10 protein-coding genes and 1 riboswitch are annotated in these 16,472 nt (G+C 46.8%); of the genes, 6 read left to right on the top strand and 4 right to left on the bottom strand.

The genetic code is table 11. The features are described from left to right. Positions 1–3: 3 nt before the first annotated feature. From H7T88_RS26785 to H7T88_RS26775, 3 genes are all read right to left on the bottom strand, one after another. Positions 4–1,203, bottom strand: a complete 1,200-nt coding sequence (locus tag H7T88_RS26785; protein WP_221791401.1) for a Ger(x)C family spore germination protein — start codon at positions 1,201–1,203, stop codon at positions 4–6. A gap of 20 nt (positions 1,204–1,223) precedes the next feature. Further along, the gene (locus H7T88_RS26780) at positions 1,224–2,738 is read right to left on the bottom strand and encodes a spore germination protein (protein WP_221791400.1); all 1,515 of its coding nucleotides are present in this window, start codon (positions 2,736–2,738) and stop codon (positions 1,224–1,226) included. 174 nt (positions 2,739–2,912) lie between these two features. Continuing rightward, complete coding sequence (locus tag H7T88_RS26775; RefSeq protein ID WP_154960367.1) at positions 2,913–3,569, bottom strand: DedA family protein; 657 nt, start codon at positions 3,567–3,569, stop codon at positions 2,913–2,915. Between the two features lie 252 nt (positions 3,570–3,821). Between H7T88_RS26775 and H7T88_RS26770 the strand changes: the two genes are divergently transcribed. From H7T88_RS26770 to guaA, 5 genes are all read left to right on the top strand, one after another. Beyond that, positions 3,822–5,126, top strand: a complete 1,305-nt coding sequence (locus H7T88_RS26770) for a polysaccharide deacetylase family protein (RefSeq protein ID WP_221791398.1) — start codon at positions 3,822–3,824, stop codon at positions 5,124–5,126. A gap of 104 nt (positions 5,127–5,230) precedes the next feature. Then, entirely contained in the window at positions 5,231–6,223 is a 993-nt protein-coding gene (locus H7T88_RS26765) for an AAA family ATPase (protein ID WP_221791395.1), read from the top strand. Then, entirely contained in the window at positions 6,220–7,605 is a 1,386-nt protein-coding gene (locus H7T88_RS26760; RefSeq protein WP_221791393.1) for a DUF58 domain-containing protein, read from the top strand. The genes H7T88_RS26765 and H7T88_RS26760 overlap by 4 nt, the downstream gene beginning before the upstream one ends. Further along, positions 7,547–10,210, top strand: a complete 2,664-nt coding sequence (locus H7T88_RS26755; RefSeq protein ID WP_221791392.1) for a DUF4129 domain-containing transglutaminase family protein — start codon at positions 7,547–7,549, stop codon at positions 10,208–10,210. Before H7T88_RS26760 ends, H7T88_RS26755 begins: the two co-directional genes overlap by 59 nt. A gap of 545 nt (positions 10,211–10,755) precedes the next feature. Beyond that, positions 10,756–12,294, top strand: a complete 1,539-nt coding sequence (gene guaA, locus H7T88_RS26750) for a glutamine-hydrolyzing GMP synthase (protein WP_090924524.1) — start codon at positions 10,756–10,758, stop codon at positions 12,292–12,294. A 178-nt stretch (positions 12,295–12,472) separates the two neighbouring features. On the opposite strand, the gene H7T88_RS26745 is transcribed toward guaA, so the two are convergent. After that, complete coding sequence (locus H7T88_RS26745) at positions 12,473–13,741, bottom strand: Ig-like domain-containing protein (RefSeq protein ID WP_221791391.1); 1,269 nt, start codon at positions 13,739–13,741, stop codon at positions 12,473–12,475. Positions 13,742–14,088: 347 nt separating this feature from the next. Then, a riboswitch (purine riboswitch) is annotated at positions 14,089–14,188 on the top strand. A gap of 187 nt (positions 14,189–14,375) precedes the next feature. On the opposite strand from H7T88_RS26745, the gene H7T88_RS26740 reads away from it, so the two are divergent. Continuing rightward, complete coding sequence (locus H7T88_RS26740) at positions 14,376–15,752, top strand: NCS2 family permease (RefSeq protein WP_221791389.1); 1,377 nt, start codon at positions 14,376–14,378, stop codon at positions 15,750–15,752. The last annotated feature ends 720 nt before the right edge of the window (positions 15,753–16,472 follow it).

Genomic DNA, 16,472 nt, shown 5'->3' with positions numbered 1-16,472 from the left:
TGCTCACTCCTTGGCTTTTTTATTAAATGAATTATCCAACGTCCCTATACGACGGATCTGTACGTTTGCTTCATATGTGACATCTAAATTTTGAAAGTACTTATCCCAGTTCTTTTCTTCTCTTTTGTAGATTTTCGGATATTTATGATAGATGTCTTGTCCAAAACCGAAGATGTCCACTTTATATTTACTGCGAACGAGACTCACCGTTCCTTTCATCAGTTCAACGATCCGATCCTGTGCCAGTTGCTCCAATTGCTTGATGGCCTCCATTGAACCGATCTCCATCTCACAATCTACGGAACCAATAACGGAGACGGTGTTGACTTTCAGACTGATTTGGGGTTCGCCCCGAACCAGTTTGACTTTGTGGTCGGTGGAGGTACGCAACGTTTTCAGGGTGACATAACCTCCTTTTGGACATTTGGTTGGGCCAATCGTTGATTTCACGTTGTCCCGAATATAGTTGTAGCCTTTGGAGTTATCCTGATTCAGCCAACCGATCAGTTTGTCTTTTTGAAACACGCTGAGACCGGCAAATTGAAGAGTAGCCGGGGGTTCGATACTCTGGACATTTTTGGTCTCACCGCTTTTCTCTTGATCTCCAACAAGCTCAATACCAGTAATAACAGGGGACATGCTGGGTGTGAGAATATACTGCATCAGCTTGTCACTGGTCACGGTTGTCGTTGGAGCCCAGCTTTTAGCAGAAATATCGAGTGCATTGAACAGTTTTTCTGACGGAAGATTTTCTAGTGGTGTGAGTACGTTCAAAATGTTAGAAGCCGTTGTTTTGCGAGCTATCATTACATAATAGTCCGGACGCACGTCAGGCTCTCTTAAAAGAGCTTCGATCACATCATATATACCGTTTTTGCGTGCAAACTCTTCTCCGAAAACCAACACCCGGATATGAGCCATAAAAATGGCACGCGGGCTTGTCTGGGTAAGCTTCTGAATAGCCTCCAGCAGTGTGCGGGCGCTGGCTTGATATTGGGTAACGGGTGTTCCATTGCCGCCTTGACCTTTGGCGACTTCACGAGGCACAACAACCTGTGCACTAACCCTGATCTGGTCACCGTCTCGATCTACACCCAGACCCAGCATAATCCCGAGTTGATTCAACTCCTGGCGATCCCAACACCCGCTTAGTAACGGCAGTATAACGATGATGGATAGCATGACACGTAAACATTTCATCATAACCTTTTCTCCTGCCTTCACTAATGCTTGTTTTTTTTACGTTTCTGCCTGGTTACGTTTGAAGTGCCGTTGGATAATGGGCGAGTTCTCATATGCGACCAGGGAACACGGAACAGCGTATCTTTCAGATCATTCTGAATGAAGGGCGCAAAAGGAGACATGTAAGAGATCCCAAAAGAGCGCAAGCTGCAAAGGTGAGTCAGCGTAATGAGCAGCAGAATCAGAATGCCATAGAAACCAAACGCCGCCGCCGCTATCATCAGAATAAAACGCAAAATACGAACCGAAATAGATAATCCGTTCTCCGGAATGACATAGCTGGAAATGGCAGTTATAGAAACAATAATAACCATCGCTGCAGACACAACGCCTGCCTCTACCGCGGCCTGCCCGATAACAAGTGTGCCTACGATGGATACGGCCTGTCCGACCGTTCTCGGAATTCGAATGCCCGCTTCTCGCAAAATTTCGTAGGTCAGTTCCATCAGAACGGCTTCAATAAAAGCTGGAAAGGGGACACCTTCCCGTTGTGCAGCCAGACTGATCAACAAGGTAGTTGGTAACATCTCCTGATGAAATGTCGAAATAGCGATATAAAAGGATGGAGCTAGCATGGCAATCAGAAACGACAAATATCGCAACAAGCGAACAAGAGAGCTGATGTCGGCACGCTGATAATAATCTTCAGGAGATTGAAAAAAGTGCATGAATAATGCAGGCACAAGCAGTACAAAGGGTGTACCGTCTATAATGATTGCAACACGTCCTTCGAGCAGTGCTGCAGAAACCGTATCTGGACGTTCGCTATTGTAAACTGTCGGAAAGATTGTCGTGGTTTTGTCCTGAATCAGTTCTTCGATGTACCCGCTCTCCAGAATACTGTCGATATCAATTTCATCCAGCCGTCTGCGGAGCTCATCAACAACATCTTCGTTGACCGTATGTTCGAGAAATACTATTGATACACGAGTTTTGGTGACACGTCCAATCTCACGCTCCTCGATCCAAAGCTGCGGGTCACGAATACGCTTGCGAATCAGTGCGGTATTCGTACGCAAATTTTCCGTAAAACCTTCCATTGGACCACGTACAACGGTTTGAGAAACGGGTTCACCTACAGGACGGTCTTCCCAACCAGCAGCGCCAATTTTGAGTCCCCGAGTAGAGCCGTCCAGTAGCAGAATGACTTCACCGGCCAGCATCGCTTTCAACACATCATCCATATCATCAATGAACAGCACTTCGCTAGCGGTAAGAACATCGTTCTGAAGATAGCTCAGGTGTTCATCGTCCGCTGAGAAATCAGGCAAGTTACGCACTTGCATCAAGGGTTGCAGGACAGCCTGATTGATCACCTGTGTATCGACAAGCCCATCAATGTATAACAGCATCGAAGGCCATTTGTGCATGCTTTGTAATGGACGAATCATCAAGTCATTGCTATTTCCCATCATCTTTTTGCAATAAGCAATATTATCAGCCAGATCCGGATGAATGGCATGCGTTTCGTGTGCAATTTGAGTATCTGTAGCCATCCATTTCTCCCCCTCAAACATCCTTTATTTGCAAGTAGTATGACCGGGAGTGTTTTAGTTTATGAAAAAAATATGAATGAAAGGATATTTGGTCTTCATATCCCAATAAAAGCAAACAAAAAGAAGCCGTATGTTCACGGCTTCTATATTTATAAAGGGGAGATGGACTCATCATTAGTCCGCATTTTGTTTTTGACGCTGACGAGCGGGGGAATGCTTGCGACGGGAACGAGCGAACAAGGCGTTGCGGTAACGATAGACGATGCCAGCAATCACAAGCAATGCAACTAGGGCAAGAATGTATGCTGTATATTGATGGGCGAGTGTGAATACAGCGCTCCAGCTAGGACCGAACACCTTACCGATCCCAAGGAATAACACAACCCAGAACAAGGCTCCAGAGTAAGCATATAGGGCGAATTTGCGAAACGGAATTGCAGCAATACCAGAGAAATACCCTGTGAAATGACGAACACCGGGAATGAAATATCCAATAAAAATCAGACCGTATCCATACTTAGCAAACCATTTTTGCGTTTTGTCCAGCTTGTCCGGTTTAAGTAAAAACCATCTTCCATACTTCACAATAAAAGGTAGACCGGCTTTGGCTCCGATGAAATACGTAATAGTCATGCCAATCGTTGTCCCGAGAAACGCTAAGACGACAAGTGTACCGAAATCAAGCTGACCTCTGTAGGACAAATAACCCGCATATGCCATCGTCGTTTCGCCTGGGAAGGGAAGTGCAATAAACTCCAGTAGCAGGCCGAAGAACAATACACTGTATCCGTAAGACCCAAATAGCTGCTGGACCTTCTCAAGTAATTCCAATAGATTCACACTCCTGATGGTGTCATATGAATCAGGCTTTAGAAGTAGATGGTTGCCCGTTTCATGTTCGTTATTTCCTAATGCTACCGAATTGCTGATTAAGAATCAATAATCCCATATCGAAGCCAAGGTTATTTGTTGCAAAATAATAGATAAAATGATGTCTTTTTTGCGATCTGCCTCCATATAATTCTAACAAATCTGCTGAAGTCTATCAGCAAATTCAATAGAGTGCTGGAGGGTGAATTACAAATGGCGCAGGAATCTCACGAAATGATGCAACGAAATGGACAACTTATGGAGCAGCAAACTTCAACTCGTTCCTGTGGGAAGGTACGTATGTGGAAGTGTTTATCCATATGGTTTACTCTCGCTGCATTACTGCTGACAGATATGTTCGGAGCAAGCGTGCCGTCTGCCGCAGCAGCGGGGAAAAGTAAAACATCAGACAAGGTTGTCTATTTGAGCTTTGACGATGGCCCGGGCAAACATACGTCTGAGGTATTGAATATTTTACGCGATGAGGATGTTCCTGCTACTTTTTATGTGCTGGGAGAGCATGCAGAACGTATGCCGGGAATGATCAAACGAATCGTAAGTGAAGGACATGCCATCGGCAATCATACATATAACCATGAATATAACGAGTTGTACCGGAACTTTGAAACGTTCTGGCAGCAGATTAAGCGCACGGAAGATATCATTAACAACATTGTAGGCTTTCGCCCTGCACTTGTCAGAGCGCCTGGTGGAACATACGGACATTTTGACCATACGTATTTTGATCTGTTGAAAAAGGGAGGATACGCTGTCATGGACTGGAACGTAGACAGCGGTGATTCCAAGCGGAGAAATGTGCCCGCTAGCGACATTGTCGCTCGTGCAACAGATGTGCCAGCAGGAATGTCTTCTGCTGTTGTGCTGATGCATGATGGAGGTGCGCATGCCGAGACAGTAAAGGCACTGCCGGATATCATTCATTACTACAAACAGCAGGGGTATCATTTTGAAGTGATGCAGGCTTCAGACAAACCTGTGCAATTCCAGGTCAAACCTGCGGTGAAATATAAGGTTCGCCAGTCTCCATCTGCTAGCTGGATTGCCAAACATGTAAACGCAAACGCTGCGCAATGGATCGTAGCCAAACCGCTCAAAATTGAATTGGGATATATGACCGTCGAACTCAAGCCGGACGAATATCGCTTCAAAGACCAGACGATAATGGTTCCCTTGCGAAGTTATATGAACCAGCTGGAAGGCAGTATAAGCTGGGATCAAACCTCAGGTACTGCAACCACATGGTGGAAAGATCGCATAGTCCAAATTAACCCGGCGATGGGTACATTGACGTCCAAGCGATTGCATGATCAGGATGGCCTGACGGTTCAAGCTGTGATGGAGAGCCGTGAAGGCACAATCTGGGTGTCAGCAGGTGATTTGATAGAGCAGCTTGGAGCAAAGCAGTATACAGTCCAATCCAAGGACAGTGAGTGGGTAATCACCGTGGAGCCACCTTGGAAGTCTATGGAACATGGGCATTTTTATAGCATAATTTGAAAGAAACAGCAGTTTATCTGACTATTCTCTCTACTTCCGGGCAACAATGAATCATAGATTATGATAATTACGATTCATAGGCAAGGAAGGAGAGTGTGGTTCAGATGACCAGAGTGCGAATAGAGCATGATCATGCTACCGAACTGTTAAAAAGGCTCAGCAATCGAATTGCTGATGTAATCATTGGCAAGAAACAGGAAATTCAATATATCATTGCTGCAATGCTTAGTGAAGGCCATGTTCTGTTGGAGGATGTACCGGGTACAGGAAAAACGATGCTGATTCGCACCGTGGCTTCATCATTAAGCTGTGCGATGGGGCGCATTCAATGTACATCCGATGTCATGCCAGCCGATGTGACGGGTGTATCTATATATCACGCCCCTACAGGAGAGTTCAGCTTCAGACCGGGGCCGCTGATGAACAATATCGTGCTTGCGGATGAGATTAATCGGGCATCTCCCCGTACACAGTCTTCGTTATTGGAAGCCATGGAGGAACGCAGTGTGACCGTAGACGGCACAACTCACGTATTGCCGAAGCCGTTTCTGCTGCTTGCAACACAGAACCCGTTGCAGTTTGAAGGCACCTATCGTTTGCCGGAAGCACAGTTGGATCGCTTCATGATGCGGATTACACTGGGATATCCTGAGCCGGAGCAGGAGGTAGAACTGCTTTCTCGTGAGCGTAGCAAGGATATGCTGGAGAACATGCGTCCGATTATGCTGGCTGAAGAAGTGGTGGCCATGCAACGTGAAGTGAGGCAGGTACATGTGGATGCCGTGATCAAGCAATATCTTGTCGCTGTCGCTGTGGCTACGAGAAGTCATGACGCCGTAAGACTCGGCATCAGTCCCCGGGGAACGCTGGCCTGGATGACGGCTGTGCAGGCTTATGCCTACTTACAAGGTCGTAGTTACGTTGTGCCGGATGATGTGCAATCCCTCGCTGTACCGGTTCTCGCCCACCGAATTCAGTTGAAATCAATGAATAGAGCGGACGGAAGCGCAGTGCAAGAGCAAGTCATCCGTGAAGTATTGTCTTCTGTGCCTGTACCCGTGCAGATAAGTGGGCAGGGAAGGGGACGACGCGCATGAGAGTGTTTCGCGGAAGTATAGCTCAAATATTAATGGCTGTTCTTCTGGGTGGTCTCTATTTCTGGCATGGTGGAAAATCAGCGTTGTTCTTGGCAACGGTATCCGTGCTTGTTGTGATATATGGAATACTCCTGCGAGTGTTTGGTCCCCGTCAGATTGTTATAAACAGACACTTACGACAAGGGCAGATCACAGCAGGAGAAAGTATCCGCGTCCGGGTTGAGTTACAGATGAGGTGTCTGCTTCCACTATTATGGCTCGTGGTATGCGATAACACCCCTGGGGGTATACATCGTAAATTGCTTTTTCCAGGCTTGAAAAGACGATGGTCTTATCAGTATGAGATAACAGGTCTTACCCGAGGAGTACATGCTTGGCAGGAAGGGCGAGTATACTGGGGGGATATTTTTGGGTGGAGCAGAGCCTACACCACAATTAAGGGTGAAGAGCCTGTTGTGGTGGTGCCCGGTATCGGGAATGCTGCAACATCAATCTGGCCGGAAGTCTGGACGGATCATGGCGAAGGCGTGGGAGTGCAACATCCATTGCAAGGTATACCCGGAACAGAAATTCGTGAATATCAACAGGGGGATTCGTTTAACCGAATTCATTGGAAAAGCTCAGCGAGAAGCGGAAAGTTGCATACGCTGCTTCCTGATATGCCGCAAAGTACCTCACTCGCAATCATGGTATACGAAGAGTACTCAGGATATGAGGGGGTTGGGGCGGGAGGACGTAGTCAGGAAAGTCACGAAGTGTTCGAACGAGCAGTGTTTGGTGCGGCGAGTTGGGTACGTGAGGCAACAGATGCACAAACGCCTTGTGAGCTTTGGTTAAGTGGAGATGAACTCGCAAGTAAACAGGACATGCCGTTAGAAGAGGACGCAAGGCATGAAGCACAAACAAACCGTAGTCGTAATGATGCTGGTGGAAGCCGGAGTGTTCACGGGCAACAAGCCAACAGTCTGGACTATGCGTTAAGACGGCTTGCTTATGCACGTTTACATCAGGAACAGGGATCGATTGGAGAGCAACTTGGCGTTGACAGACTGGAGCATCTTCCATACGGGTCAAGTATTCTGGTCTTTACCGGACAGCTGGATGAACGATTGGTTGCATGGCTTGAATATGCGTCGGCACTTGGCTTCCAGGCGAGAGTCCATCTAACCATGAGCGGACAGATGAGGGGAACGGCGGGTGACGGGAAGGAACAATCTGGTGCATCAGCTGTGTTGAATTCGTCAGTCGTAAAGGCCAACCGTTCGCAAGTGTGGACTGAACGCCTTGTATCCAAAGGGGTAAAGATTGTCTATCAGGAGTCTGTTGGAACCGTTGGGTCTTGGCATGGCGGAAAGGCAGGGATTGTTGATGTGGGAGCGTAAAATGAAACAGCAGCCCGAATCTGCAGTTCTGTCTGGACAGGCAGTGCAGACACAGCGATCGGAATTGAATTCGCCGTTATTTTCGTCTATGTATCTAACAACTCCTGTGTTATATCTATGGCTTATCACAGCGGGATTGCTCGTATTGTGCATGGAATGGATATATCCTGTGACATCTGATGGTCAAGCAGGCAGTGAGCGATTTTCGGCTGTCATGGTTGGCTATTCAGCCATCCTTCTATCCGTTGGCCTGCTGCGTACAGGCTGGATGGCCAGTATTGCGCTACGCATCCCTATGATATACGTTGCACTGTGTGTAATGTACGGGGGCAGTCATCCGATCGAATGGGGCTTATCCTACCCGGGGATACTTAATGCTGATCTGGGACAGTGGATCGATACAGGACGTTTTCGTGTGATGAGCAGGGAAACCAGAGGGTTATTTATGTTGTGCGGCTGGAGCATGCTACTCGCCTCGGTACAGTACCTGGTATTGCTTCGTCGTAGCATATCTCTGTTTGGCACGGGAACATTAGTTTATCTGATCCTGCTGGAGACTGTTGTCGGATATGATGCTTATGGCTCGGTGGTTCGTTCGGTATGCTGGTTACTGTGCATCCAGGGCATGCTTCACCTGCTGCGCCTTTCGGAAGGCACAGGTCATGAACGGAATGCGCAGGATCAGAAAATTGCACATGAAACTGAAAATCGAGGCATGATCCAAGGTGTACTTCAAGGTATAAAACAAGGTACAAACGAAGGTGCAAACCAGGGCATAAAGCAAAGTAAACACCAGATTACAAACCAAGGCGAAAACCAAGGTGTACATCCAAACACTCACAACAAGGCGGCACGAAGTAAAAAGAACAGCGCTCATCGGATACGGAGTAAGATTTATCTATATTGGATGGCTGTATCTGTGGGCACGGCGGTCTGTGTGGTGTTGATATCTACACTTCCTGCACGGCTCAGTGTTGTGTCACCTGTCGGACAACTCTCTGTTATGGATACGGTCGAACGTTTGGCTAGATGGGCAGGATACATTCCTTCAGGCAGTGTACCGGCTTCTCTGAGTGTGACGGGATATAGCACCGTTGATGCACCTATGGGGGCACCTCTGGTACAAGGGAATGAACCTGTATTTTTAGCGAAAACGCCTGTCTCTACGTATTGGCGTGGGGAGACCCGTTCTTACTACAATGGCAGTGCCTGGAGTGATACGGAGCAGCGCTTCCGTTATGTTAACTCATCGGATCTGCTACGTTCCGATGGATGGGAGGAGCATCCGTACTGGCAGCGTGTTCGTCAGATCATCACGATGGAACGGGAGTGGCGTGGTCCGAATCCACTTTTTACGGGAGGGTTACCGGTAAGTTTGTCTTTTCAAGATGGTGATGTCCTTAATAAAAAAAATGAGAAGCGACTGCTCTCTAATGAAGATACGGGCACCTTGTGGCTTGCAGGAGGAAGGGACAGGAATGAGCTTGTCCAGCATTATACGGTAGATGTGATGGTGCCGAATGTGACACCGGAACAGCTTCGGCAACGTGCAGGATTGGATGGGAAGAGTACTGCCAAGGAAGGCAAGGACTCTAGCGTGAGCGAACAGAATCATGCTGGCGGGAAAAATACATCCGATCCTGCCTCTATTCGCCGAAAGGATCTACAGCTTCCAGATACACTTCCGCAAAGGGTAAGGGACCTTGCTACCGAGATCATCGGTTCAAGTACAACACGGTATGATGCTGTGCAGGCCGTGCGCAGTTATCTGAAAGCGAATGCCCGTTACTCGCTGGATACCCGAATGCCGCCACGAGGGACGGATTTTGTGGATGATTTTTTATTTGTGACCCGTGCGGGGTATTGTAACCATTTTTCCACCGCCATGGTTGTGTTACTTCGTGCCGAGGGTATCCCGGCACGCTGGGTGAAAGGCTACGCCCCAGGACAAGCGGACCCGCAGAACCCGGGGCAAGTGGTTGTCACCCAGGGGGATGCCCATTCCTGGGTGGAGGTGTATTTTCCCGGCGTGGGCTGGGTGCCGTTTGAGGCTACGCCGGGGTTTGATTCGGCGCAGGCTCTGGATGCCAGCGCCGCAGGGGTCGCCTCGGCGCAGCCAGACGACGAAGCCACGCTGCCGGGTGCAGGCAGCGGGCTGGAGTGTGCGGGCGCTTGGCTTGCCGCGCACGCACGTGCCCTTGTCGCGGCGCCGTGGTCGGCCGCGACGGCACTTGCGGCAGCGGCGCTGCTATGCGCCGCTGCATGGGCCTGCACGCGGCGGCTTCGCCCCGCGCTGCGGCTTGGGCTGCTGCTGGCGTGGCCGCGCAGCAGCTTCCCGGACCGCGAGCGGCTGCTACAGGCTGCCGCTCCGGTCTGGCACGCGCTTGCGCGCCGGTACGGCCCGCGGCCGCCGGGCATGACGCTGCGGGAATACGCAGCGTCACCCGCCGTGGCCGAAGGCACGGACGGCGCGGACATCGCGCGCTTTGCAGCCGACTGGGAGCGGCTGCTATACGGGCCAGACCGTCCGCTGCGCGCGGACAGTCTCGATTTTTTGCGCCGGGCACTTCGCCTGGCCCGGCGTTCCCCCAAACGCCAGCGCTAAGTTTCTGACCAGTCTCGTTTGCCCAAGGGTGAACGAGATTTTTTAATTTACACCACTACACTCTATCGAGGTGCAACGGAGCGGAGGTAAACGAACCTGGTTTTTGGTAGTTTTAGTCCAAATAGCGCTTCTGAGGATCGTTAGATTTTCAAACACCGCTTAGCATGCGAAATAAGGTTCGCTGTGATCGTTAGCGTGTTGAGATGCTTTTGGCGCTGCCTCTTGGCACATTTGCTTTGCTACTTTAATACCAACTTACCATCTTCACTGATAACGATGACTTTACGGTGGCTTTTAATCTACCCACCCGACGGATGAAATCGGTTCTTTTATCCAATTATAAGAGTACACATGAGGTGGAGCATATGTGCATGGTATATTGAACAAAATTTCATCCTGTAGACTCGCCTTAAGGAATGGCATTGACTGTCGCTTTATGTCACATCTTCCCGTTACTTGCCTGAAAAATGGAGTTTCGTCTTTCCTTGACGGTAGGTTTTGTCGTTGCGTATAATTAGTTTCATTGAATTGAGGGAGGCACGGTAATGAATAAGCAAAATGAAATTGTGGTTGTCCTTGACTTTGGAGGCCAATACAACCAGTTAATTGCCAGAAGAATCCGGGATCTTGGCGTATACAGCGAGCTTTTGCCGTATAACACACCAGCGGAGAAAATTGCTGAAATGGCGCCAAAAGGAATCGTATTCTCTGGTGGTCCATCCAGCGTATATGCTGAAAATGCACCACACGTTGATCCGGGTGTCTATGACCTGGGCTTGCCAATCTTTGGTATCTGTTATGGAATGCAGCTCATGGCTCAGCAGCTTGAAGGGAAAGTAGAACGTTCCGAGAAGCGTGAGTATGGCAAAGCAGATCTTGAGTTTGCTGCCGGTGCAGCACTCGCTCAAGGTATCGAAGGTGAACATACCGTATGGATGAGTCATGGTGACCACGTTGTCACATTGCCTCCGGGCTTCAAACTGGATGCAGGAACGGAAAGTGCGCCAATCGCAGCGATGAGTAACGATGAGCGCAAATTGTATGCAGTGCAGTTCCACCCGGAAGTACGTCACTCCGTTCGCGGTAACGACATGATTCGTAACTTCCTGTTCGAAATCTGTGGTTGCGAAGGCAACTGGACGATGGAAACCTTCATTGATGACACGATTAGAGATATTCGTGAAAAAGTAGGCGACGGCAAAGTGTTGTGCGCACTCAGCGGCGGTGTGGATTCTTCCGTTGTAGCAGCATTGTTGCACAAAGCAATCGGCGATCAGCTGACATGTATGTTTATTGACCACGGTCTGTTGCGTAAAGGTGAAGCAGAGAGTGTAATGGAGACATTTGTCGGCAAGTTCGATATGAAAGTTGTCAAAATCGATGCACAAGAACGCTTCATGTCCAAGCTGGCTGGCGTGGATGATCCAGAACAAAAACGTAAAATTATCGGCAACGAGTTTATTTACGTATTTGATGAAGAGTCCAAGCAATTCGATGACTTCGAATTCCTGGCTCAAGGTACACTGTACACGGACATCGTGGAAAGTGGTACAGCAACAGCTCAAACTATCAAATCCCACCACAACGTGGGCGGTCTGCCAGAAGACATGAACTTCAAACTGATCGAACCATTGAACACCCTGTTTAAGGATGAGGTTCGTAAAGTAGGTACGGAGTGTGGCTTGCCAGACGAAATCGTACACCGTCAGCCTTTCCCAGGTCCAGGTCTTGCGATCCGTGTACTTGGCGAAGTGACGGAAGAGAAGCTGAAAATTGTTCGTGATTCCGACTACATCCTGCGTGAAGAAATCGCCAAAGCCGGTCTTGACCGCGAAATCTGGCAATACTTCACCGCCCTGCCTAACATGAAGAGTGTTGGCGTTATGGGTGATGCACGTACGTATTCCTACACTGTGGGTATCCGTGCCGTAACATCCATCGACGGTATGACGGCCGACTGGGCACGTATCCCTTGGGATGTACTGGAGAAAATCTCCGTACGGATCGTTAACGAAGTGGACAACGTAAACCGTATCGTCTATGATGTAACTTCCAAACCGCCTGCAACGATTGAGTGGGAATAGATTAGTACAGCACGTTAAAACTTAATATCATGAAATGCCGAAGGGCTTGGTTATCCAAGTTTTTCGGCATTTTTTTATCGCATGGATTTCATAGATTGAAAGGTGAAAAACTCCCTTTCGTCTGCAATAAGATGCAATCAAAGGGAGTTTTCAGAGATATCATTAAATTTAAAATCTGTTATTTGAAAGCTTCTTTCTTTGGATTGTACTCGAGATATAGGGTTTTATTCTTGTTATCCCATTTGACTACTTTGGCGCCAAGTAATGAAGGAAGATTTTTGGCCTCAACATAAGCTGTGCCTGCAAAATTTCTGGATTGTGTGATTGGACTCCCAAAGAGAAGCGGTAATTTTTTAACAGGGTCATATCCTATGAAAACATTGAATGCTTCACTCACAGAACGAATTGGAATATACACTGTTCCAGTGTAGAGAAGGCCGGTGTGCGTTAATTTGTCATTAATGATAATTTTGATTTTTTCCGGTTTGACATCAGATCTAATGATCGAAGCATAGGGCTGGGGTTCTTCATTTAATTTGGCTGCTGTCGCAGCAGTCACCACTTTAACTTCATGTTCACCAGTGACGGAACCATAAGTGACTTTTAAATTCGCTGTACCGAGACCGACAGCTTGAACATTGCCAGTTCCATGTGGTTTTAACACTGCGGGATTACTTGACTCCCATTTTGCAGCATCTGTTATGTAGAATACATCTCCATTCTCGAAGTAGGCGAGTGCATTCAATTCTTGCCCTGTTTTAATAGGGAAGATGAATGGTAAGAAGCTGGGCCGCATTGTTCCCTCTACGATAAAAATTTCTTTAGGTAAAGCTATCAAAACATCTACTGAGGCTGTTTTATAATCTTTTACTATGTTTCCTGCAACATCAGTCAATACCGTCTTATCCCTAAGAACCTGAATGGAAGATTGCATATTCAAACTACTTTCCTTAGTAATAAGCGTGAAGGATACAATAGGATCGCCTGCTGCGGAATCCAGAAAATGACCATCCTTGGCTGTAATTGAAAATACAATCTCCCGTTTTCCATCATTTGGGACAAGGTCCTCAGGATAAGGATTTTGAATGGTATAGTTGTCTTTGTTTTCATACTGACGGGTTGGGATGTAAAAGGTATCATCTCTCCATATGTATTTTTTTAACTTCTCATCAAATCGGAGTAATCCGTCTTCTTCATCCTCTTCATTAAGGGTAAACATGTTTTCATCATAGCTCAAAACGATAGTTGCCGATTTAATTTTTGGAGTATCTAGGCTGTTAGAGATTGCAAGATCTACCCACTCGACATCACCAGGAACTATGGTAGAACTGCCTGTCAGGGTTACGGATAATTCTCCTGACTCAGCGGCGGAGGCAGCGTTCGCTATGCCTGCCATTGCAAGGGTAATTCCAAGAAACCCTAAAATTATCTTTTTTGAGAAAAACATTTCTTAACCTCCAGTATAAGTGATTTATCCCCTAATATATCGGTATAAGATGTAACAAAATGAAGCGCAGCGTAGGTGCCGGAAAAGCAATAAGCCTTAATTTAGAACTGTAACTGAATTGCAATGGGTAGCTAATTGAAGAAAGATTATCTTCCTTGAATGAAAATGAAAATATGAACATATCCGGCCTTGAATCCGTTATCAATTGCATATTTATCTGGTATGTAAATCGCTAAACTGGTTTGATTTGTTAAATAATACGAACGTTAATTGTATGATATAGATATAACATTCGTTTTTATCATTGACAAAATAGAAGCTCCCTCCTAAAATGATGATGGGAAACAAACAAATAGCGCATACTAATTCGTATAATCCTGGGGATTGGCCCGGGAGTCTCTACGAGATCACCCTAATGATCTGGCTACGAAGAGGAGCAGGCTAAGCACATGAATTCTACATGACTGCGGTGGGACATCACCCGCGCACATTAGAATTTTTTTTGTTCTTGGTTAACGGGCCGTGTGCCTGCTTCTGGTCAAGCTGAACTCTGGGGAAAGTACTTCTCAGGGTCATTTGTCGTTTTTCAATATAACTTATGGCTTCAACATCTCTAAGGAGGAGTTAGTGAATTATGGATCGTTTCTTTAAACTCAAAGAAAACGGAACGAATGTTAGAACGGAGATTGTTGCGGGTCTGACCACCTTTATGACAATGGCTTACATTCTTTTTGTAAACACATTGTTCTTAGGACAAAATGGGGCAGGGATGTCCGACAATGCAGTATTCTTTGCAACAGCCGTCGGCGCTGGATTGATGACAATTATTATGGGATTGTTCGTGAACGTTCCGATTGCACTTGCTCCGGGTATGGGTTTGAATGCATACTTTATGACCGTGGTTTTGAGCTCCAATGGTGCGATCAGCTGGCAGGCAGCCCTCGGTGCTGTATTCCTTTCGGGTATCGTGTTCATTATTCTGACCGTGACCCGAGTTCGGCAAATGCTTCTTGTTGCGGTTCCACAATCCATTAAAATGGCAATCACCGTAGGTATCGGTCTTTTTATTACGATTATCGGTTTTAAACTCGCCAATCTGGTGGCAGTAACCGTGAATGTTGCACCGGATGCAGATTTGAGCCAGCCGATCCCAGGTAGCAGCTTCAACTTGTCTCTTGGGAACTTTATTACACATCATGATGCATTACTCGCGTTGATTGGTTTGCTACTGATTGCGGTCCTTATGGTAATGCGTGTTAAAGGTGCTTTATTGATTGGTATCGTAGCAACGACGCTGATTGGTATTCCAATGGGGGTAACCAATTTAAGTGGTCTGTCCAGTGCAAGCTGGCTGCCTAACTTCAGTGACCTGGCTGTCGGGCAACTTGATCTGAAAGGTGCAATTAGCCTTGGGTTGTTCGAAATCATCTTCATTTTCACATTCGTTGAACTGTTTGATACCTTCGGTACGATGGTTGGAACGGCAACACGTATGGGGATTATGAAGGATAAAGCTAAAGGTGAGAAAACGATTGGTAAAGCCATGCTCGTCGATGCTGTCGGTGTCAGCGCAGGTGCGGCACTGGGTACAAGTACGATTACGGCTTATGTTGAAAGTGCTTCGGGTGTTGAAGCTGGTGGGCGTACAGGGTTAACCTCGGTAACGACAGGTCTGTTGTTCATTCTTGCTTTGTTTATCGCGCCACTTGCTTTGGTTGTTCCTTCTGCTGCAACGGCTCCGGCTCTGATCATTGTTGGGGTACTTATGATGAGCCAAGTTCGTAGTATTGAGTGGGATGATTTTCTGCAGGCTTTCCCTGCATTCCTTACTATTGTACTGATGCCATTTACAGGCGGGATTGCGAACGGGATCTCTGCAGGGATCGTATCCTATGTTATTTTGGCTGTGTTCAGTAACTTGGTTACTGAGCGTAAAGTGAAAGTGCATTGGTTAATGTGGGTGCTAGCCATTATCGTTATATGCCGTTACGTGTTTATCGGCGGAGAATAAATTTTGATTTATATATGAAGAAAGCGGAGCTACGATATCACATCGAGCTTCGCTTTTTTTGTTTCTTCTATAATAAGAGTCTGTAACGTGAGATGAAAAGTGGATCAGTTCAGAACCTTTTAATTGCTCGAACTCAAGGCTAAAGAGTCGTGTATGAAATGATATGGTCATTAAAATGGAAAAGATAATTCAGGAACATCAGCGAGATTAAGTAGAAACGTATACGGAAGAAGTGGTCATTGTTGCTACACTACATTTCCGAATTAGAATAAAAGTGCTGTAAAGTTAACCTGAAATGCATATTCTCGTGAAAATGATGAATTATTCAGATGTTTTTAAAATAATGCTTTACATGTGGTGGTGATACGTGGTATATTCTTATTCCGGCCAAGAAAACACAGCTTACACGGTGCGGCAAGCAATTGAAAACAAGCTTCGAAAGAAACTTGAAAAAAAGAGCTTGCAAAGTTGGTTTGGACATGATATTATATAAGAGTTGATGGAACGAACTGGTTACAGCAGCGAGAACAAGTTTGATCTTTGAAAACTGAACAACGAGTGAGTAAACATTCTGCTTGCAGAATGACGTGAAGGTTTTGGTACATGTCATCTGGCTGTATGAAAACCGGAACACAAATGAGATGTTTAATCTCGTCAGATTCAAAATGAGCTTATCGCTCTTTTCAATACTTTATTGGAGAGTTTGATCCTGGCTCAGGA

This window comes from Paenibacillus cucumis (ex Kampfer et al. 2016), from assembly GCF_019748695.1.
GTDB classification, from domain to species: domain Bacteria; phylum Bacillota; class Bacilli; order Paenibacillales; family Paenibacillaceae; genus Paenibacillus; species Paenibacillus polysaccharolyticus.
The sequence above is the reverse complement of the archived record's forward strand: the minus strand, read 5'-3'. Positions and strand labels throughout refer to the sequence as shown.